The 21,006-nt window shown below is 59.2% G+C and carries 18 protein-coding genes; 14 read left to right on the forward strand and 4 right to left on the reverse strand.

The window, feature by feature from the left end:
- Positions 1-10 precede the first annotated feature (10 nt).
- The 3 genes from AB4Z24_RS18510 to AB4Z24_RS18520 all read right to left on the reverse strand — a co-directional run bounded on the left by AB4Z24_RS18510 (position 11) and on the right by AB4Z24_RS18520 (position 3,949).
- Positions 11-1,696 carry a putative bifunctional diguanylate cyclase/phosphodiesterase gene (locus AB4Z24_RS18510; protein ID WP_441710525.1) on the reverse strand — a complete coding sequence of 562 codons (1,686 nt, stop codon included), beginning with the start codon at positions 1,694-1,696 and terminating at the stop codon, positions 11-13.
- A 68-nt stretch (positions 1,697-1,764) separates the two neighbouring features.
- The gene (locus AB4Z24_RS18515) at positions 1,765-3,285 is read right to left on the reverse strand and encodes an O-antigen ligase family protein (RefSeq protein WP_441710526.1); all 1,521 of its coding nucleotides are present in this window, start codon (positions 3,283-3,285) and stop codon (positions 1,765-1,767) included.
- A gap of 190 nt (positions 3,286-3,475) precedes the next feature.
- Entirely contained in the window at positions 3,476-3,949 is a 474-nt protein-coding gene (locus AB4Z24_RS18520; protein WP_441710527.1) for a hypothetical protein, read from the reverse strand.
- Between the two features lie 223 nt (positions 3,950-4,172).
- On the opposite strand from AB4Z24_RS18520, the gene AB4Z24_RS18525 reads away from it, so the two are divergent.
- The 14 genes from AB4Z24_RS18525 (at position 4,173) to AB4Z24_RS18590 (ending at position 20,391) form a co-directional block, all read left to right on the forward strand.
- On the forward strand, positions 4,173-4,943 hold the full coding sequence (locus AB4Z24_RS18525) for a tyrosine-protein phosphatase (protein ID WP_441710528.1): 771 nt from the start codon (positions 4,173-4,175) through the stop codon (positions 4,941-4,943).
- Positions 4,921-5,739, forward strand: coding sequence for a polysaccharide biosynthesis/export family protein (locus AB4Z24_RS18530; protein ID WP_441710529.1), 819 nt, complete (start codon positions 4,921-4,923; stop codon positions 5,737-5,739). The genes AB4Z24_RS18525 and AB4Z24_RS18530 overlap by 23 nt, the downstream gene beginning before the upstream one ends.
- 45 nt (positions 5,740-5,784) lie before the next feature.
- Positions 5,785-8,067, forward strand: a complete 2,283-nt coding sequence (locus AB4Z24_RS18535; RefSeq protein ID WP_441710530.1) for a GumC family protein — start codon at positions 5,785-5,787, stop codon at positions 8,065-8,067.
- On the forward strand, positions 8,064-8,645 hold the full coding sequence (locus tag AB4Z24_RS18540; RefSeq protein WP_441710531.1) for a J domain-containing protein: 582 nt from the start codon (positions 8,064-8,066) through the stop codon (positions 8,643-8,645). Before AB4Z24_RS18535 ends, AB4Z24_RS18540 begins: the two co-directional genes overlap by 4 nt.
- Positions 8,642-9,946: a hypothetical protein gene (locus AB4Z24_RS18545; protein ID WP_441710532.1), complete on the forward strand. Its 1,305-nt coding sequence runs from the start codon at positions 8,642-8,644 to the stop codon at positions 9,944-9,946. Before AB4Z24_RS18540 ends, AB4Z24_RS18545 begins: the two co-directional genes overlap by 4 nt.
- A 236-nt stretch (positions 9,947-10,182) precedes the next feature.
- Positions 10,183-11,277: a glycosyltransferase gene (locus tag AB4Z24_RS18550; protein WP_441710533.1), complete on the forward strand. Its 1,095-nt coding sequence runs from the start codon at positions 10,183-10,185 to the stop codon at positions 11,275-11,277.
- Positions 11,278-11,333: 56 nt separating this feature from the next.
- The gene (pelF, locus tag AB4Z24_RS18555) at positions 11,334-12,425 is read left to right on the forward strand and encodes a GT4 family glycosyltransferase PelF (RefSeq protein WP_441710534.1); all 1,092 of its coding nucleotides are present in this window, start codon (positions 11,334-11,336) and stop codon (positions 12,423-12,425) included.
- Positions 12,413-13,561: a glycosyltransferase family 4 protein gene (locus tag AB4Z24_RS18560; protein ID WP_441710535.1), complete on the forward strand. Its 1,149-nt coding sequence runs from the start codon at positions 12,413-12,415 to the stop codon at positions 13,559-13,561. Before pelF ends, AB4Z24_RS18560 begins: the two co-directional genes overlap by 13 nt.
- Positions 13,554-14,777 carry a glycosyltransferase family 4 protein gene (locus AB4Z24_RS18565; protein ID WP_441710536.1) on the forward strand — a complete coding sequence of 408 codons (1,224 nt, stop codon included), beginning with the start codon at positions 13,554-13,556 and terminating at the stop codon, positions 14,775-14,777. The genes AB4Z24_RS18560 and AB4Z24_RS18565 overlap by 8 nt, the downstream gene beginning before the upstream one ends.
- A gap of 53 nt (positions 14,778-14,830) precedes the next feature.
- Positions 14,831-16,198, forward strand: coding sequence for an oligosaccharide repeat unit polymerase (locus tag AB4Z24_RS18570; protein ID WP_441710537.1), 1,368 nt, complete (start codon positions 14,831-14,833; stop codon positions 16,196-16,198).
- Complete coding sequence (locus AB4Z24_RS18575) at positions 16,189-17,322, forward strand: glycosyltransferase family 4 protein (protein WP_441710538.1); 1,134 nt, start codon at positions 16,189-16,191, stop codon at positions 17,320-17,322. Before AB4Z24_RS18570 ends, AB4Z24_RS18575 begins: the two co-directional genes overlap by 10 nt.
- Positions 17,323-17,335: 13 nt before the next feature.
- Complete coding sequence (locus AB4Z24_RS18580) at positions 17,336-18,493, forward strand: glycosyltransferase (RefSeq protein WP_441710539.1); 1,158 nt, start codon at positions 17,336-17,338, stop codon at positions 18,491-18,493.
- Positions 18,494-18,508: 15 nt separating this feature from the next.
- Positions 18,509-19,063 carry a WcaF family extracellular polysaccharide biosynthesis acetyltransferase gene (locus AB4Z24_RS18585; RefSeq protein WP_441710540.1) on the forward strand — a complete coding sequence of 185 codons (555 nt, stop codon included), beginning with the start codon at positions 18,509-18,511 and terminating at the stop codon, positions 19,061-19,063.
- Positions 19,064-19,104: 41 nt separating this feature from the next.
- Positions 19,105-20,391, forward strand: a complete 1,287-nt coding sequence (locus AB4Z24_RS18590) for a glycosyltransferase family 4 protein (RefSeq protein ID WP_441710541.1) — start codon at positions 19,105-19,107, stop codon at positions 20,389-20,391.
- Here AB4Z24_RS18590 and nusG read toward each other — a convergent pair.
- Positions 20,388-20,912: a transcription termination/antitermination protein NusG gene (gene nusG, locus AB4Z24_RS18595; RefSeq protein ID WP_441710542.1), complete on the reverse strand. Its 525-nt coding sequence runs from the start codon at positions 20,910-20,912 to the stop codon at positions 20,388-20,390. The two genes, AB4Z24_RS18590 and nusG, sit on opposite strands and share 4 nt — an antisense overlap.
- Positions 20,913-21,006: the final 94 nt, after the last annotated feature.

Here is a 21,006-nt window from a genome sequence, read left to right on the forward strand (position 1 = left end):
GCAACGGGGGTCATACCGCAGTTATCGAATTGTGGGTTTGCTTCGCAAAATAAGCGGAGATCTCTGCCGCGGATTTCGCGGCGCTGAAATAGTACCCTTGGACCTCGCCGCAGCCCTCGGCCTTCACGATTTCATACTGCTCTTGCGTTTCGACGCCTTCCGCCGTCGTGTGCATCCCGAGCATCGCTGCCAGCTTGATGACGGTTGAAAGAACCAGCCGGGCCTCAAGGCTCGTTGTCAGATCGTTGATAAACGAGCGGTCGATTTTCAAACGGTCGAATGGACAGCTGCGAAGGCAGCTCAAGGACGAATAGCCCGTTCCGAAATCATCCATCGCCGTCTCGACGCCGAGCTCGCGCAGTTCGGTGAGCAATGCGTTGGCTTTTGGAAAATCGGCCATGATCGTCGTCTCGGTGATCTCGAGCTGCAGCCGGTTGGGCGAAAGGCCGGTTTCGGATAGCACCGCCTTGAGACGATCACTGAGGTCGGGACATTCGAACTGCGCCCGCGAAAAATTCACCGATATTTTGACATGGGCGGGCCACTGGGCTGCGTCTTGGCACGCACGGCGGAGAACCCAGTCGCCGATGGGAGCGATGATGCCGATCTCCTCCGCGATGGGAACGAATTCGGAAGGCGACACCATTCCACGCTTGGGATGACGCCAGCGGATGAGTGCCTCGAGCCCGACCACTTCATTCGTAGCGAGCCGAACGATCGGCTGATAATGAACGTCGAAAGCACGCTCGGCGAGGGCGCGTCGAAGGTCCTGTTCGAGCTCCTGTCTCTGTTGGAGACGCTGGTCCATTTCCGCTTCGAAGAAGTTATAGGTCCCGCGAGCGGTTGATTTTGTTCTGTAAAGGGCCACATCCGCGCGCCTGAACAACTCATGGGCGGAGAGCATTTCGGTCTGCCAGCAGGCGACACCGATGCTTGCGCCGACGCGAATGTCCTGCCCGCCGGCCGTTATCGGCGCATTGAGAAAGTCCGAGATGCGCCGTGCAACGATTTCTGCTGCAGCCGGGTTGGCGCCTTTGCTCAGCAACACGGCGAACTCGTCGTCGCCGAGCCGGGCGACGACGTCGATTGCTTGCACGCTATGGCGCAATCGGCCCGCAACTGTCTTTAGCAGGCGATCGCCGATCTTATGGTCGAAGGTGTCGTTGACGGATTTGAAATTGTCGAGATCGATGAATAACAGAGCCACGTCCTCGCTGCGAGATATGGCGGTCTCGATGTGCTCGATGAGAAGCGTTCGGTTGACAAGACCCGTCAGACGGTCGCGCTCGCCAGAATATTTGGTCTTACATTCGCATTGCTGGTCTTTCGAGACATCCGAGCCGGCCTCGGCATTCGCCCGGCGACGACCGCCGGCTATAAGATACGACGCGATCAACAGCTCTCCCGTGTTCGCGAGGGCGAAGACTATGGCGGCGCCCGTGGATCCATTGAGGATGCCGGCTATCGACGCGGCGGAGACGGCGCCGAGCACGAGCGCCAGCAGACGCAGCTTGGGGCCGGAGAAGGCGATCAGCCCTGCCAGCAGAATGCCGTTCGCCGGAAGGATCGCGATCACGTTGGCGGCCGGCAGCTTGATGGCGAGGAGGACTGACAACCCCAACCCCCCGGCAAGTGCCGCGGCCCACAATGCCGTGCCTGCAGGATTGGGTTCATCCGGTAGGCGCGGCGCGTCCATAACTCCCCCCTTTTCCGGCTCGTGGAACCTGAAATAGTCCTAAAGAGTTATGTTTGAATTAATTCGTGTTAGTTGTCCCCTGCCTCGCCAGCCGTTTGCACCGGATTGTGCTCGTGATCGGCAGCGATGGTCGCTACCTCGTCGGGCGGTTCCGAAGGCAACGAAGGGTCCCGGCGCGCCGAAGAGGTTCGCTGCCAGGCTTCGGGCCAGTCGCCGTCGGGCATCCAAGGCTCGCGAGAGACCGGCGTCCGAGAGCGACGGCGTGCCAGAGAGTTTTCGCCATCCATCGGGCTGGCAGTGCATGTGGCGTGCCGCTTCTCATGAAATTGTGCGGGCCTGAAAAGGAATGCGAGCGCGACCGATGCAACTGTCATCACCGCGGTTGTGCGAAGTGGATATTCGACGAGAGAGTGGGCCAGCAGAAGCAGCACCATCACGGATGCTGCCCGCGCGAGTCCGGTATCGATGCAACGGAGTTCCTGCGGAGTCTCCTTCCACACCGACGCAGTGCGTCGAATGATCCAGACGCCGAATACACCCATCAGTGCGAGCCCGAATATTCCTGTCTCCAGCCAGACTTCGAGGAAGTCGTTGTGAGCGTGATTGGCATAGGTGCGGCCGAGATCCGGTGTCGTCTCGAACAGCTGATAGACCGGGACGAATGATCCGAGACCCGAACCGAAGGGCAGATATGCATAAGCGGCGGAAGCGGTTTTGCGCGCGAAGGTGATGCGGGCGTCGGCAAAGGGATCCGCTCCGAACCGGTCGAAGATGCGATAGATGGCGAGCGGCAGGAGCAGAAAAATCACCGCGGCGGATGATGCGACGACCCATCGGCCGAAGCCGCCGCTCGAAGCTTTGCTGCGCCGGTCGGTCATGCCGAGCGCGATGGCTGCGGCCAATGCGAGATCCGTCAGAACCAATCCGGCGCGAGACCGCGCCATCAATTGCGCGGCCGTCAGCAGGAGAAGCGCGGTTAGCCACGTCAGCAAAGGCAGGACAATGTCGGATGCGAGTCTGCGGCGGGGCGTCGTCTGACCTGCCACGCCGATCGCGTCGACAAGATGCGCGGCCGCGAAGAGCGTCGTTGCATAGAGGAGGGCCGCAAAATGATTTCTGTTTGCGAAGAAGCCGACGGCCTCGGTTCTATTGGTGATTTCATAGAATCTGAGCGAACTGTTCGGGCCTTCGGCGAGCTGCAGCAGGCCTAAAAAAACGCTCCCGATGCCCATGGCGATAATGACGTGGCTGATGTGGCGGCGTTGCTTGTGGCCAAGCGACAAAGTTCCGAGGAAGACTGCCACGGGCGGAAGCAGCGCCAATCCGCTCAGCCACGTCGCGGATGGTGACATCGTCAGCGGCAGCGGTGGAACAGGCCGATCTATGAGAGCGTATGTTTCCGCAATGAGCGCACGTCCAGGCAGGAGGCTCCACAGCTTGGGCGGAAGCGGAAGCAGCTGCAGGGCCGGAACAAGTACCAATGCACCGGCAAAGATCAGCGGCCATTTGAAGTGCCGAAGCGAGCCGGAAAAGATGAACTCACGTAGCGTTGCGGTGAGAAGGATGATGGAGAGGAATTGCAGGATCACATCTCCGGGAAATCCGCTTCTCGTCGCGCCTCCGAGAGCGATCGAAGCCGCTAGAACGAATCCGGTGAGGCACGCAATTCCATGCTCGGAAAAAAACGTCCGCCACCGCTGGCGCCGAAAGAAACGGTTTGGTGGCTGTGCGCTGTGCCGGGCCCGCAGGGAACGTATTGAAACGTTGTCCAATGTGGAGTCACGGACTTGTCGGACTTCCGCCGCCGCCCCCGTCGCTCAGTCCGACAGCTGCAGCAGAGATGCCGCCGATCGCCACCGCACCGAGAAGATAGGGAAGGAGACTCGGCTGCGCCGCGTTGAAGGCCGTCGTCTGCGTCGCTGCGGACCACTCTTGAACGAGTGTTGGGTCCGCTTCTTGTAGGATTCCGCCTTCGGCGACAGGACCGCCGCAAGGGGGATTTTGAGGTATGCTGAAGACCATGCCCGCCCCAAGAAAAACGGCGCAGCCATTGGCAAACGTTACCTTCACAGAGCTTTCGGACTTCGGAACGATCCTATCTCCGGCGCCCAGATTGGTGGATCCCTTGAGCGTCTCGTAGCCCTCGCCGCGGCTGACGAAAGCCTCTCCTTTGATCACAGTCACGTTCGCGGCTTCCGCCAGCGAAATGCCCGTTAGAAGCCAAACCATAGTCAGGATCATGCGCGATCGCATCGATGAACCTCTTTGCCAGATATGACACGATAGAACTATATTGCGCCGGCAAGTTTGGGAAGCGCCGATCGCGCGAAAGCACCTCCGCAGGCCCGATTGAGGTAGGTTTGACACAGGTTATGTGGGGGTCTGCCGAGTCAGCTTGACTCTCGATTGAAAAATGCAGATAGCTTAATAACTACTACATAGGGACCATATCGGCAATCGGGGATTGGGGGCGCCTTTGATCGATGTCCACTGCCACATTCTTCCGGGCATCGATGATGGTGCGCCTACCATCGAGACGTCGCTGGAAATGGCGGCCGCGCTGATCGCTGACGGAGTAGAGGCGATCGTTTGCACGCCGCATATTCTTCCTGGCCTCTATCACAATACCGGACCGCAGATTCGGGCGGCGACAGAGAGATTGCAATCGGCGCTCGTGCGATCCGGATTGAACTTGCGGCTGTTCGGTGGGTCTGACGCTCATATCTCGCCGGACTTCGTCGGGAAGCTGAGGACCGGCGAAATTCTGACACTCGCCGATAGCCGTTACGTATTGGTCGAGCTGCCGATGCACGTGCGCCCGGAGCCTCTCAAGAAATTTTTCTTCGAGCTGATCGTCGCCGGCTACGTTCCGATCCTCTCGCATCCGGAGCGTCTTGCCTGGATCGAACCGCATTTCGTATTGATCCAGCGCCTCGCTCTCACTGGCGTTTGGCTCCAGATCACGTCCGGTTCGTTGCTGGGCAGGTTCGGCCGGTCCGCAAAATATTGGGCTGAGCGTCTGCTCGACGAAGGTCTCGTTCACCTCATCGCGACCGATGCGCACGACACGGTGCGCCGGGTGCCTGACTTGCAGAATGGGCGGTACGCCGCGGCATTGCGGGTCGGAGAACTTGAAGCGAATAACCTCGTACTCGCGCGACCGCGCGGCATTCTCACAAACGCCTCACCCTTAAACCTCCCGTTGTCGTTGGCACAAAAATCAAATGCTGTACCCAAAAGCGCCTGATCGTGTCGCCGCCGTGCAGGAGTGGAAGGGGGCGGTTCCCCGAGCAGCGGTTCCCTGCCTTTTGCTCGCCCTGTTCGTCGGCGGATGTGGAGCTTCGCTCAGCGAAGGCTCGCATCTCACCGGCCCGTCTTCATCGATCGATAAGCCGGGCGCGCCAACGGCGCCGCCTGCGCACGGAATTACGCTTGGCGAAACGGAGGCCCGCGAAGCTGCAGCGCTGATATCCACGACGAACCCAGCCAACGCCGGGTATAAAATCGGGCCCATGGACGTCGTCGAAGTTTCCGTCTTTCAAGTTCCCGAGCTTTCCAAGACCGTTCAGGTCGCCGCGAACGGCACCATCAATCTGCCGCTCGCAGGCGAAGTTCAAGCCATGGGCAAGACACCGCGAGACGTCGAGCGCGATCTCACGGCGCGACTCGGCCGCGACTACCTCCAATCACCTCAGGTGAATGTCTACATCAAGGAATACAACAGCCAGCGCGTAACCGTTGACGGCTCGGTGAAAAAGCCGGGTGTATATCCGCTGCGCGGACCGGCGACGTTGCTGCAAATCATCGCGACCGCCGATGGCTTCACCGACACCGCAGACTCCTCCGTCGCCATATTCCGCAACGTGAACGGCGAGAGATCCGCTGCGAAATTCGATGTTGGAGATATTCGATCGGGAAAAGCCAAAGACCCGCCGATCGTCGAAGGGGATGTGGTCGTGGTCAGCAACTCCGCGATGAAGGAATCCTTCCAGGCGGTGCTGAAGGTGCTTCCGGTCACGAACTTCTTTGTTCCGTTCTTGTAGACGGCGCCTTCGCAGCTTTCTTCAATTTCCCCAGATGACGGCTTCATGACTTCTTCCATGGACGCGAACAGAACGCCACTAACCTATGCGGACATCCGGGCGCTCGAACCGAATGATCCTTATGAGGCGTACGGAGGCCGCGGGCTCGACCAGGCGCTGCCGAAAGGCGCCGGCTTTGCCGCCAAGGTGCGGGCCGCGCTGCGGCTCTTGAAGAAGCGCAAAGGCTTGATCTTCGCTGTTACCGTCGCCGTATTTTCCTTGGGCACGGTGCGAACACTGATGATGACGCCGCTCTACACCTCGAAGATTCGGCTTCAAATTGATCGCAACGTCGCAAAGATCGTTGAAGGCGGCAACGTCACGCCTGTCGAGGGAGCGGATGCCGAATTCTTACGAACTCAATACGAGCTCCTGCTCAGCCGAAGTCTCGCCGAACGGGTAACCCAGTTGGCGCGGCTAACGGAGGATCAAGAATTTTTCCGTCCAAGTTCCTTCTCGCTTCTGGCGACGATCAAGGGCTTGCTGCGGCCGGCCAAATCCGCAACGCCACCAAACGAGAAAGACCGCGTCTCGGGTGCGGCCTCCATCGTGCAGCAGAACATTTCGGTGCGCCCGATACCGGGGTCACGTCTGGTCGACATCTATTATTCCGACCCAAACCCGGCGCGCAGTCAGAAAATTGCGGCCGCATACGCGAACGCTTTTATCGCCTCCAATCTCGATAAGCGTTTCGAGGCGAACGCCTACGCAAAGGCTTTTCTCGAAGATCAGATCAAGCAGCTGAAATTGCGCCTTGAGCAATCCGAGAAGACGATGCTCGCCTTTGCCGAGAAGGAACAGATCGTCTCTGTTGGCGAAAAATCGTCGATCATCGAAACGGATCTTGCGAACTCCAATGCAGCGCTCGGCAATATTGCACGCGAGCGGATAAAGAACGAGCAGCTTTGGCGGCAGGTTGAGAAATCCGACGCGCTAAACTTTCCGCAATTTCTTACAAGCAACGCGATCGACGGCCTAAGGGCCAAACGCAACGAACTCGTGACCGAGTATCAGGAGAAGCTGCAGACATTCAAGCCGAGCTATCCGGCCATGGTTCAAATCAAGAACAAGATAGCGGAAGTGGACCGGCAACTCGCGGCAGAGGTCAGAACGATCCGCACCTCGCTGAAAAATGCTTACGAGTCGTCGCTCAGCCAGGAAAACGAGATCTCGGCGCGGGTCGCGATGCTGCGCACTGGCGTTCTCGATTTTCAGAAGCGATCGATCCAGTACAACATCCTGAAGCGGGAGGTTGATACCAATAGGGAACTCTACAACGGTCTTCTGCAGAGATATAAGGAAGTCGATGTCGCCGCCGGTGTTGGCAGCAACAACGTGTTCGTCGTTGACGCCGCAAGCCTGCCGGGTTCGCCGTCGTCTCCACTGCTTTTGAAATCCATGATGCTCGCTCTGTTTTTGGGCTTCGGCGCGAGCATCGTGGCCGCCTACGTCATCGAGAATTTCGACGATGTCATCGATTCCGTCGAGGAGGCCGAGCGTGTCGCCGGGCTCGCGACGCTCGGGGTCATTCCTCTCGTGGATTCTTCCGCTGGCGTGACGGATGCGCTTCTCGATGTCAGGTCTCCACTCGCAGAGGCCTATCGGTCTCTTTGCACGTCGCTCCAATTCTCTACGGCGCGCGGCATGCCGAAAACGCTGTTCGTGACGAGCGCCGGGGCGCAAGAAGGGAAATCGATCAGCTCGATCGCGATTACCCAGCACTTCGCGCGGCTAGGCCTGAAGGTCCTTCTCGTCGACGCCGATATGCGGAACCCATCGCTGCATAAATATCTGGAAGCGGATAATTCGGTCGGCTTGAGTTCGTGTCTCGCCGGCGCAGCAACGCCGGCAGATGCAATCCAGAAGACCGCGAACCCCAACTTGGCCTTCCTCTCGTCCGGCCCTCTGCCACCGAACGCGGCTGATCTTCTCGGCAGCCCGCATCTCATGTCCCTACTCTCGGGAAGCCTCGAAATATTTGATCTCGTCATCATCGACGGCCCGCCCGTGCTCGGCTTGGCGGATGCGCTGCTGCTGTCGAATGCCGCGGAGGCGACGATTTTCGTGATGGGTAGCGGACTGGCGAGAGGAGGTGCAGTTCGCAGCGCCCTGAGGCGCCTCGAAATATCGAAAGGTCCGCTGATCGGCGGCGTGATTACCAAGTTGGACGCGAAAGCCGCGGGTTACGGTTATGGGTATGGCTACGGTTATGGTGCCGACGCTTTTTCTTACGGCCAATCGGTGACGAGCGGCCGCAGAATGCCGCGGACAATCCTCGGTCCGTCATGACCAGAAATCAGAACCACGCATTGAAGGCTGCGCTCGATCTTCTCCGTATACCCTCGCAAGTTCGCCTGATGAGATTGGCGCCATTACCGCCCGGCGTGCTCTTGCTCCTTCGCCTCGCGGCGGCGGAATCGGACGCCGAATGCGAAGCCGAGAAACTGAACCTGCGCGGCCCATCCGCTCACCGTGACGCTGCCATCTTCTTCATCGAGCAGGTTCTGCTTTCGTCGAATTCGGACGCCTACCGCGTGCTTGGTCTCGACGCGACGGCGACCGTCTCTGAACTCCGGCGGCACATGGCATATCTGCTCAAATGGCTTCATCCCGATTTGAGCAGGGATCCACACAAGGAGCGTTTGGCGCAACGCGTTCTCGTCGCATGGAATGAAGTGAAGGCGGCGAAGCGCCTGGATGGCGTACCGCAAAACGGCGCGCACGAGTCACTGCGTAAACCCGCGAACGGCGGCTATCGCGCGCCAGCGATCGCGAGGAGGCGATCGGCGGCCGATCGTCAAGGTGAGGCGCGCGCACTTCGCAGCCGTCTCGCGCGCCGGCTTCGAAGGCGGGTCAGGCCACTGTGAGCCCGGGCGCTGAGAACGCGAGAAAATCTGAAGCGGCGCATTCAAATCTGGCGCGGCACTCCCTTACAGCTCTGCTGACCGCGTTGGCCCTCGTCCTCAGCGCGCTCGTATTTTCTCGCACGTTCGTCGCTTGTCTCGAGCGCACCGATCCAGAATTGGCACTCTCGATCCGTGCAACTGACGCAGGCGCAGAACTCGAACGTGCGAGCAATTGGCTTGCAAGCATTGCCAACGCCGAGGGCGGAAGTTTCAATCCAGACCTGCGAGCGAGCGAGGAGGTCAGACAGCGCATTTTTCGTGCGCTATACGTCGAGCCGCTCAATGCTCAGGCGTTTGAGCTTCTTGGCATGCTCTCGGCAGCCGGGGGTGACACGAATTCGGCAAACAAATACATGCGGGCCGCAGCCGCAAGATCACTGCGAAGGCCGGCGGCACTCTATTGGCTGTTACGATACAGTCTCTCTGCGAACGATATTGAAGGCGCGGTCGATCGTGCAAATGCGTTGCTTCGCATTCGGCCGGATCTGATTTCCGGAGTGACGCCCGCACTCGCGCAAATCGCCGCGACGCCAGCCGGAGCGGAGCGCTTGCTCGTCACGCTCTCGAAGGGCCCGCCATGGCGGGTGAAATTTTTTCGCGAGCTCAACGGCAAGACGAATAGCGCTGATGCGCCGTTAAAATTGCTCCTGGGATTGGTACACTCAGACCATCCGCCAGCACCCAATGAAATCGGCACGTATCTCAGATATCTGATCAACACAAAGAATTACGAGCGGGCGTACTTTTCTTGGCTTGAACTTCTCCCGCCGGAGCAACTCGACGACGCGGGGCTTCTCTTCAACGGCGGGTTTCGGATTCGGTCTTCGGGATTTCCATTCGACTGGACGATCGAGAGAAGTCATGGCGCGCTGATCGAAATCATCGCTGCGCAGGAAGATATGAACGCGCTGTCGATTGAATTCGCAGGCGGACGCGTCGACTTCCGCCCGGTTTCGCAAGTCCTGGTGCTGGCGCCGGGACGATATCGGCTTGATGGAATTTCGAAGGGAAGCCTGAAGGGGCTGCGCGGAGTCAAATGGCAGATCGCCTGTTTGCAACAGCCGTCCCGAGCGCTCGGCGAGAGCAAGGTCTTCCTCGAAGGATCTTCCGATTGGACTGACTTCTCGCTGAGCTTTGAAATTCCCGCGAGCTGCAGAGCAGAGATCATCCGGCTCATTCTCGATGCCCTGTCGGCGTCCGAAACTTTGGTCACCGGCTCCATTGCGTTCGCGCGTCTCCGGATCCTGAGAGACGACAAGTAAAATACCGTAGACGTCGCGTTCTCCATAAAAAGCGCAGCTGTTGCTTCAGAGTCATTGCGATCCTCAGCCTGGAATGATAGTCCGAAAGCATCACTGGAAGTCAACATATCGAACCCGCTGGGCGCCACCCGGCGTGCGGTAGCAATGCCGCCGGGAGTGACGACCGCAGGAAGATGCGCGAGAGCCGATGCGTGCTCATCGTGGTGTCGTCTCTCGCGGCGGAGGGAACGCCGCGAATGGCGCTCGTCTTATGCCGGCATTGGCTGGCGTTGGGAATACGGCCGGTCCTTGTGATCCTTCATGCGACGCCGACTGACCTGGCCCCCGATTTTGATGCACTCGCCGTCGACCGCCTGACGCTCGACATCCCCAAAAAAGGCTTGGCGCGATATTTCGTTCTCACCGCGCGCGTCTTTGCGGCGGCCCGCAAGTATCGCGCGACCGGACTGCTATCGATGCCCTTCGGTTGGCATGCATTCATCGCGCTCGGTGCCCGATTGGGCGGTGTCCGCCATGTCGTCGCGCACGTCGGCAACTATCCGGATGCCAGCCGCGGATCTGCGTTCGCAAAGTTCCGGCTATTGGTTCAACTCGGCCGTCCGTTCACGGATCGCCTCGTCTGCTGCAGTCGTTACGTGCAAGAAGGGACTATGAAGCATTTCAGCATTTGCGAACGGGAAACGGCGGTCGTTTACAACGGCATACCCGCCGAAGATTTTGCAGTGCCCGCGAGGCAAAGCCCAGCAAGCCGCGACAAACCTTTCACGATAGGCATGGTCGCGCGGCTGGAGAAGCATAAGGATCAGGCGACATTGATCCGAGCAGCCAAAGTGCTGAAAGAAAGAGGCCGCAACATCCACGTCGAAATCGTTGGCGACGGCAGCCGACGCGGAATGCTCGAGCAAATGATCGTTGCCGAAGGCCTCTCCGGCACGGTGAGCCTGCTCGGTATGCGCCGCGACGTGCCGGTGATCATCGCCGGACTGGATCTATTCGCATTCTCGACGACGCCGGATGAAGGCTTCGGCCTCGCACTTGTGGAGGCGATGATCGCGCGTGTGCCGATCGTAGCGAGTGATGTCGGAGCGTGCCGGGAAGTCTTGAGCGGCGGCACGCTCGGAATGCTGGTGCCGCCCGCTGATCCGATTGCGCTCGCCGATGCAATCGATTTGGTACGCGCCGATCCGCAAGCGGCAAGCGTGCGGGCGAGCCGCGCACGAGCAAAAGCCCTGCGAGAATACTCCGGCGAAGCCATGGCCCGCGAGTACAGCAACCTTCTGGGGCTTTCATCCCTCGCTCAATTGGCGCATTCGGCCCGGCCCATAGCGTGACCTCTCGACCTCGTCTCACGCATATCGTCCACGGACTTGGGGCCGGTGGAACAGAGATGACGTGCTTGCGCTTGGCCGAGCATTGGCAATCGCGGTTTCATCAGCATATCGTCGCGATGAAACCCGATACGCGCATGTTGGAGCTGGAATTCAACGCGCTCGCAAATTGCGTGCTGACCATCGGCCCCAAAGAGCCTCAAGGCAATCTCGCTATGTGGCGATGGCTGCGACGTATCTTGAAGAAAAATGCGCCAGACGCGCTGATCATTCACATCTTCGGCATGCCCCATCTAATCGCGGCATCGGCCGCGAGAAGTGCCGGAATTAAAGCAATCGCAGTGAAGGCGGGAAATCCGCCACCGCTGGAAATGCCAGACCGGCGCCGATGGGCAGCCATCACATTGGGATCAAAACTGCTTCGCTGTCCAATAGCGTCCTGCTCAACGGCGGTGGACGGAGAGCTTCGGAAACTCGGTGTTGGCATGCCGAAGCATTCCAGAGCAATTCCGAACGGCATAGACATTGCTTCCCTCTCTGCCAGAGCGGCAAGGTCGCGAGAGACGAAAGCAAAGCGGCCGTCCGTGATCGGAATGGTCGCGCGTTTGGATGCGATCAAGGACCATGACACGCTTTTGCAAGCGTTGAGCCTGGTGCACCTGCAAGTCCCGAACTGCGAACTCTGGATCGTCGGCGAAGGCGTTCTACACGCCGCGCTCAAAAATCAGGCCTGGAGCTTGGGCATCGCGGAGCAGGTGAAGTTTCTCGGAAATCGCCGAGATGTCCCGGAATTGCTGGGCCAAATGGACGTCTACGCTTTTAGCACGACAAACGCTGAAGGCTTCGGCATCGCCCTCATCGAGGCAGTGGCCGCCGGCGTCGCCGTCGTGGCGTCGGACGTGCCTGCATGCCGCGAGGTGCTGGGAAATGGAGAGTCTGGAATCATCGTGCCTCCGGGCGACGCGACGAAACTCGCAGAAGCGCTCGTCGAGCTTCTGCAGAACCAAGAGCTGCGCGCAAATATATGCGCAGCGGCGGCCTGTCGCGTTCAACGTGAATACAGCATCGAAAAATGTGCCGCGCGATGGGAAGCGCTGCTCTTTCAGGATGCTGAGCCCTTCAGTTCGCCGGTTCATCAATGCGCATCCTGACCTGTCTCGGCGACGCGACGTCGATCGATACGTGGAGCAACACCCCATACTTTCTCTTGAAGGCAGGAAAGAGCGCCGGCTTCCTCGATGAGGGGTGGCGCCTCGATACAAAAGTCCTGCGCTATCATCGGCTGGCTTGGAATGCCGCCAGGACAATGAAGCGGCTGGAAATGGGCGGTTTTCAATATAGCCAACCATTTCTGCGCCGCCTGATGGCGCAGGTCGGGCCGATTGATGCAGAAACTGAGGTCCTCAGTCATTTTCCGCTTTTTCCCTCGCTAGGAAGCGGCTTCCGGCGAACGAGCTACTATATCGACGCGACGCTGGCGCAGAACTTCAGCGACTACGGCTTGGCGGGACGTGGCGGTGTCGGCAAGGCAATGGCCGCCGACGCTATCGCGAGAGAGCGCAATCAATACGAAGCGGCCGAGCGCATCGTGTGCATGAGCCGCTGGGCAGCGCGCTCCGTTGTCGAACGCTACGGAATATCGGGACGCAAGGTTCACATCGTGCCGCCAGGAGCAAACTTGCCTCCGGACCAAGGACCTGCATTCGGCGCAAAGCAAGGCGGACCGCTCGTCATGATGAGATTGGGATTCATAGGTAAGGACTTGCGAAGAAAAAATCTTCATTTCCTACTTCAAATCGCCGACGTGCTGCATGCGCGCCGCGTGCCGGTTGAAATCGCGGCCGCTGGGTTCGACCCCGCTGTGGGACCTCGTCACCATCTGATGAAAGCGGTGGGCTTCATCGACAAGCGCCATGACATGCCGAAGTTCTTGCGCTTCATCCGTTCGTGTCACTTCATGTGTCTGTTCTCAAATGCCGAAGCCTTTGGCCTCTCCAATAGAGAGAGCCTGCGGTTGGGCGTTCCAGTCCTCGCGCGAAACATCGGTGGCATTGCCGACACGATGCTGGAAGGATGCGGACATCTTTTCGAGCCTTCGGCACAGCCGGAAGATATCGCCAAAGCGATCGAATACTACGTTTTGAACCCCGATCGATACTGGGCGCTCCGCCAGTCCGTTGCGGCGAGAAGTACCGAGTTCTCGTGGGAAATCACCGTGAGAAAATTGCAGGCGATCTGGTCCGGCTCAGACCAGTACGCCTACGAGAGGATGAAATCCTATGCCTGATAGCGTGCCATTGCGCTTTGCGGTGCTGCAACCCGGTGCGCGGTTGCACTACGCGCTGCCAGCGGTCCTGCAGCGGGCGGGAATGCTCGAGCGCCTGTACACGGACTTCTGCGGCAACACGGGTTCATTGCGTCATCTCGAACATCTGTTGCCGCGCGCGCTTCAGCCGGCGCCGGTCCGTCGCATGCTTGGGAGAAAGCTTCCGGCGGAAATTCCTCGCGCAAAAGTGCGAGAGGTGCGTACCGCCGTCATGCGCGAGAAAGCTGCAAAGATCTTCAGAATGAAGGGAGCGGGAAGCGCGACGTCATTGCTCGCCGCAGCGCGCAGCGAGCATTTCGGCGGTGCCAACGCGATCTACACCGTACTGGTCAATGAAGACATTGAGACCTGCAGGGAGGCGAAAGCGCGCGGCTGCAAAATCGTGCACGAAGCGATGCTCTCGCCGGATATCGGCCTCTGGCTGGATGAGGAACATGAGAGATTCCCGGGGCACCGTCTCGGCGAACGTTCGATCGAACGCGTAAACGCGGGCCGGGAACGCGACCGCATGAAATACGAGATTGCGGACTTGATCATCGCTCCGTCTGAATTCGTGAAGAACGCCGTGATTGCCTTGGGTGCTGACGCTTCGCGCGTCAAAGTCGTTCCCTATGGCATCGATGGCTGTTGGCTCCAAAGCAGACCAGAGCCTGTGCAGGGCCGCGCACTGTTCGTCGGCAACGTCTCTCTGCTCAAAGGCAATCACTACCTCGCGGAGGCGTCCCGCCTTCTCGCCCAAAGAAGAATGGGCTGTAACGTGCGCGTTGTCGGACCGGTTCATCGCCACGTCCTGGACGATCCACTCTTCCATGGTCCGAGCTATATCGGGCAAGTGCCGAGATCCGAAATCCGCTCTGAATTTCTCGCGGCTGATGTATTTGTGCTGCCGACGTTGTGCGAAGGCTCTGCGCTGGTCCATCTCGAAGCGATGGCGAGTGGCGTTCCAGTAATTACCACGCCGAACTGCGGCTCCGTCGTCCGCGACGGCATCGACGGAATAATCGTGCCGATACGATCGGCGACTGCCGTAGCCGACGCCATCGAGCGCATCGTGACGGACAGAAACCTTCGCGAGACGATGTCGCGAAATGCCAGGGAAAGGGCAGCGTCTTTCACATTGGATCAGTATGGAGACAGACTCGTTAGTGCGCTCTCCAGAATTCAGGAAGGCAACTAACCTGCGCGTAATACCCCCAAACAACTCGCTCATGCGAGTTCTTAGCTAAGTCCGTGTATTACACGCTAATAGGTCTGCTGGCGGCGTTCGGCGCGTTCGCGATATTTCGCGACTGGACGCGATGGCACGATGTGTTTCATCCGACCATCTACTGCGTTCCTCAGCTGATGTTCCTCTACGTGGCATTTCCACTCTACGGCCTTGCGACCGACGAGTTTGAATTCGTGTCGCGTGCCGGCTACTGGGATCAGCTGGCTGGCTTTCAATTCATTGCCGGCGTCATGTGCATCGCGTTGATCTGCGGCATATGGTGGGGAACTCGCAAGGTCGCCAGTGCGCCGGGCACCATCATCGAGCATGATGCCAAAGCCATTTTCGCCGTCGCAGTTCTGTTCGGAATATTAGGATCGGTCTCTTGGATCGTTGGCATCGTGAATGTCGGCGGGTTCGATGCTGCCTATGGGCGCGCCTACGGCGGCGGATGGGACGACAGCGGCTACGTTCGCGAGGCAGCGCAGTTCGGGTTCGTCGCAGCGCCGCTCCTCATACTATCGCGCCGTAAGGGCGGAATGCACCTTCAACACTGGCTACTAGTCTTCATCTTTCTGGTTCCGCTGCTCGTGCAAGGCTTTCTGGGAGCGAGGCGAGGGCCGACTTTTCTTGCGATCACCGGATTGGCTGCGAGCTATATTCTCACCTTTCGCCCGCGCATACCTTTCTGGCTTGCGTCCGCCGCGGCTCTCCTGCTCGGAATGCTGCTGCTATGGCTCGTCGCCAATCGCGGCGCGATCTATTTGGGATCGGTGCAGGCGCTCGATAGTCCCGTATCTCGTATGCTCGAGAATTGGTCTGGCAATGAATATCTCCTCTCGTCTGCCATCGTCCGGTATGTGAATGAGGTAGGAGAGCCGTTCTACGGATTGCGGATCTTTGCCCACATGACGGCGCGTGTTGTCCCGTCGGCCATTTGGCCAACGAAATATGCCGATGTCCTCGCAATGCTCGGACTCGATATCGACCTGACCCAGGAGGCCGGCATTCCCGTCGATAGAATTGCGATCGTCACCGGCTGGAAAGTGGCCATCGGCGCTGCGCCAGGAATAGTCGGCGATTTCTGGATGGAATTCGGAATGTTCGCGCCTCTCGCAGCGTTCGCTTTGGGTATGCTCTACGGCAGGCTTTGGCGCCGGAGCCTCAGCGATCCACGCTTGCAGCCCGCCTACGCGATGTTTGCCGCACTCTCGATATACATCCTGACGCAAACGATCGAAGCGTGGATGTTCAGATCTCTCCTCTTCGGCATACCCGCGATTGTCGCCTTGCGGCTTCTGGCGCGTCGAAGAAACGACGTACACGTTCCGAACCAGACTTGGTACGCGCATTCGCTGATGCAACCCGGCCGAGCGCGGCATTGCGAATAGCGCTGCTGTTTCGGAGCTATGGCCCGTATCACCTCGCGCGTCTGAAGGCGCTGCGGAAAGACCATGCGGTCCTCGCCGTCGAATGGTCTCCTGTTGATGCCGATTATGGCTGGGAGGAAAGCGAGAAGAAGCGGGAAGCCGGCGTCATCGCGCTGTCTGCGAATGAGCTTGTCGCCAAGCTCGCCGGATTTTCACACGATGCGGTGGCAATTCCCGGATATTCGGAACCGTTCGCTTTGGCAGCATTGCGGAGCTGCAACAGACTGGGAATACCCCCCGTTCTGATGAGTGATACGCACGCTGGAAGCATCTGCGGGCATGCCGGCCGCGAGTCGTTGAAACGACAGCTCGTCGCGCTCTATCAGTCGGCGCTCGTCGCCGGCAAACCGCACGCGGAATATCTGACATCGCTGGGATTTCCCGCCGAGAGAATCGTGATGGGTTATGATGTCGTTGACAATCGGCATTTTTCAACGCACGCCGCGAGCTCCGCGCCAAATAATGATCTCCCTCCGCAACCCTACTTTTTCTGCTGCACACGATTTGTTGCCAAGAAGAATTTACAATTCCTCGTCGAAGCATTTGCGCAATATCGCCGCGAGCATACGCGTGACGCATGGGATCTCGTCATCGCGGGAGATGGCGCATTACGCGACGCCGTCGCTCGCCGCGCGTCGGAGTTTTCAGTCGCATCGAACGTCCATATCCCGGGTCATCGATCCTATGCGGATCTGCCCGAGCTATATGCCTCCGCTGGCGCTTTTATCCTGCCGAGCGTCGTTGATGAATGGGGGCTCGTCGTCAATGAGGCCATGGCCGCGGGCCTTCCGGTCCTGGTCTCGAAAGGCGCGGGCTGCCATCGCGATCTCGTGAAAACCGGTGTCAACGGCTTCGTCTTTGATCCGAAGAACGTCGACGAGCTTGCAGGGATGATGGGCGGTATCGCGACATCGACGCGGCGAAATGAAATGGGGGAAGCCAGCCGGCGCATCATCGCGCATTGGGATGTCGATCGCTTTGCGAAAGGACTGACCGCGGCCGTCGACATCGCGAAAAACTCACGATCCCGAAAGCGCTTCCACATAGGCGGTGCGGTCGCTGCCGTGCTGTCGCTGGGGAAATGAAGTCCGCACGCGAATGAAGGTCGTGCTCGTTACTGGCATTCTTTCGCGATCGGGTGGCGGCGTTGCAACCGCCGTACAATGCCTGTCGCGAAGCCTGTTGGCCGCCAAGGCAAAAGTAAATGTTCTAGGCCTGCGAGATGATAACTGGCATCACGATGCCGGACAATGGAATGGCATCGAAGCGACGCCCCTTCGCGTCGTCGGTCCTTCGGCGATCGGCTATGCCCCTAAGGCACACAAGTGTCTGCAGAGAGCGCGCGCGGACATCGCCCATACGCACGGCATCTGGAAGTATCCGTCCAGCGTGGTCGCGCACTGGGGTGCTTCCACGGGCCGCCCATATGTCGTCTCACCGCATGGCATGCTCGACGCCTGGGCGATGCAAAATTCCGCCTGGAAGAAGCGAATAGCCGCCAGGCTTTACGAGAACGCGCATCTCCGCGGCGCGTCGTGTTTTCATGCTCTCTGTGATGCTGAAGCCGAGGCAATTCGCGAACTCGGCTTTCACCATCCCATTTGCGTAATTCCGAACGGCATCGCTCAGCCGCCAATCGAGATTCCGAAGCCCGCGCCATGGGAGGCGGTCGTTCCGCGCGAACATCGCGTCATGCTCTATCTTGGCCGCCTGCATCCGAAGAAAAATCTGGCCGCACTCATCGATGCATGGCCGTCCGATGCAGCGAATGGGAATTGGCATCTTGTGGTCGCGGGATGGAGTGAGGGCGGACACGAGGATGCGCTTCGTAGACCCGTGAAGACACGCGCTCTGCAACGGCGCATTCACTTTATTGGACCGCTTTTCGGCCGCGAAAAAGACGCCGCATTCCGCGCTGCCGATGCATTCGTATTGCCCTCGCTAAGCGAGGGATTGCCGATCGCGGTTCTCGAAGCGTGGTCCTACGGACTTCCCGTGCTTCAGACGGATGCATGCAATATTGCTCGAGGCTTTAGCGAAAACGCGGCATTCCGCCTTTCCCTCGAGCCGGATCGTATGGCGGTCGAAATCGTCGCCTTCATGCAAATGGATCGGGAGGAACAGCGAGCGATGGGGCGCAACGGGCAACGCCTCACCGAGCGTGACTTCTGCTGGAGCAGCGCTGCCGGACAACTTCTCCAAGTGTACCGGTGGTTGCTGGACGGCGGATCGCCGCCGGCATGCGTCCGCTTCTGAAATTCGGAATGCGCGATGCGGCTTGACACCTATGACAACAGCCGCTTTTCGCGAGGCAAGCCGCATTGGATCGAATGCCTCTGGATATTCGTGCAATGGCTCGCGATCCGGTCGCCGGTTCCAGGATCGGCTCATCGCCGCTTCGTCCTGCGCATGTTCGGCGCGCGCGTCGGAAGCGGTGTAACGATCAAGCCGGGTCTTCGCGTGAAGTTCCCTTGGCGGCTGACGGTCGGAGATCATTCTTGGCTCGGCGAAGACGTATGGATCGATAATCTAGCCGAGGTCGCAATCGGCTCGCATTGCTGCATATCGCAGGGCGTATATCTCTGCACTGGCAATCACGATTGGACGACACCAGCGTTTGATCTTCGAGCCGAACCGATAACTGTTTGCGACAACGCCTGGATCGCAGCACGCGCAGTCGTGGCGCCGGGAGTGACCATCAGCGAAGGAAGCATCCTGGCTTTGGGCAGCATCGCAACGCGCACAACGTCGCCGTGGACCATCAATAGCGGCAACCCTGCGAAGCCGATGAAGGAGCGGCCCCAGCCGTCAAGTGTGAGCGCTTGAGCTATGCTGCTTCTCCACAGGCGTGACCGCTGACCCCGCCCATGCGCGTCATCTTCATAAATAGGTTCTTCTATCCCGATCATTCGGCGACGAGCCAGATGCTGTCCGATCTGGCGTTTGGTCTTGCCGAGAGGGACGTAGTGGTCTCGGTGATCACGAGCCGCCTGCACTATGACGACGCCCAAGCAAGCCTCCCCGTGCACGAAGCTATCAAGGGCGTACATGTGGAACGCATCTGGACATCGCAGTTCGGCCGTGCCGGGCTCCTCTCGCGCTCGATCGATTATTTGACATTCTATTTTTCCGCCGCATGGATGCTGGCGCGCGTTGCACGCCGCGGCGACATCGTTGTTGCAATGACGGATCCTCCGGCGTTTTCGATTCTGGCTTCCATCGTCGCCTGGGTGCGTGGCGCGAGCAACATCAATTGGCTGCAGGACGTTTTTCCGGAGGTTGCGGAAGCGCTTCAACTCGCAGGCCGGCGCTCTACACATTTGTTTCGGCCGCTCCGCATCCTGCGTGACATATCGCTTCGTCGCGCTTCGATGAACGTCGCGATTGGCTCACTAATGGTGGAGCGTCTTTTGCAATCCGGCGTGGAACCGAGACGCATTGCCATCATTCCGAATTGGGCGGACACCGCAGCCATCCGTCCCGTGCCGTCAACGGAAAATCGCCTGCGGTCCGATTGGAATCTTTCAGAGAAGTTCGTTGTTGCTTATTCCGGCAATCTTGGCCGCGCACACGGCATCGAGATGCTGGTCGAGGCCATTGCCAACTCTGCGCAAACGGCTGACGCCCCGAAAATCCAATGGCTGTTCATCGGCGGCGGCGTCGGCTTCATGAAATTGCAGCGCGCGACGGATGAGCTCGGCTTGACCAACATCACCTTCCGTCCATATCAGCCGCGCGAACAGCTCGCGGAAAGTTTGTCCGTTGCTGACGTTCACCTCGTCTTTCTGAGGCCTGAGCTCGAAGGACTTATCGTGCCGAGCAAATTCTACGGAATAGCGGCGGCAGGGCGCCCCCTCGTCTTTGTTGGCGCCGCCAACGGCGAGATCGCGCGTCTCATAAATCAATTTGGATGCGGCGTGGCGCTCGCATCCGGCAATGGCGCAGGTCTCGCCGAAACTCTTGCGACGCTGGCGAAAGACCCGCAGCGCTGTCGTCAACTCGGCGAGCGCGCCAGAGCCATGTGCGAGGCGAATTTCAGCAAGGAACTGGCTATCACCGCGTGGAGTGACCTTCTTGAAAGGTTCGCCGTTCGGAAGCCGCGATTTGCTCGGACGCATGCTGTGGCGAGCCAACACAACAAAGAGACGTGCTAGACGACCGACAGAAGATCACCGGAGATTTTGACTCGGACCGGCCTGTTGAGAAAGTCCATCAAGACAATAAGGCGATCATTTTCGGCCAGATCGATGATTTTGCCCGCGAGGCCGTCGAAGGCGCCGCGGCCCACGCGCACGGTCTCTCCGATCTGAAGTGCTGAGGCGGAGCGTGCGATCACGCCATCTCTCTCGCGCGCCCTAAGGTCATCGATAAATTGGGCGGGAAGCGTGCAAGGCGCATCGCGAGCGCAAACGACCGATCTGACCCCCACTGTCGACAGAATTGGCCGCCATCGGCTTTGCGCCTCAGTCAGGCGAACAAATAGATAGCCGGGAAACAGAGGCCGAAGCACGTCGGAGACCCGGCGCGCGTGCCGCGTCTGCTTCCGGATCACCGGCCCATAGACGACGTAACCCTGGTTCCGAAGATGTTGTTCTGCGGCGCGCTCTCGGTTCGGATGCGTATTCACGGCTATCCAGGTCGGTTGCAAAGCTGGTGCGGAAGCGATGCAGTTCATGCGAGTCCCTCTACAGAAATAACCCGAGAGAACTAACACTAATGGGACGGCGAGAACTACGCTGATGTCCGAATAATCCACAGCTGTCGGTGGG

This window comes from Hyphomicrobium sp. 2TAF46 (assembly GCF_052114865.1).
Taxonomy (GTDB): domain Bacteria; phylum Pseudomonadota; class Alphaproteobacteria; order Rhizobiales; family Hyphomicrobiaceae; genus Hyphomicrobium_B.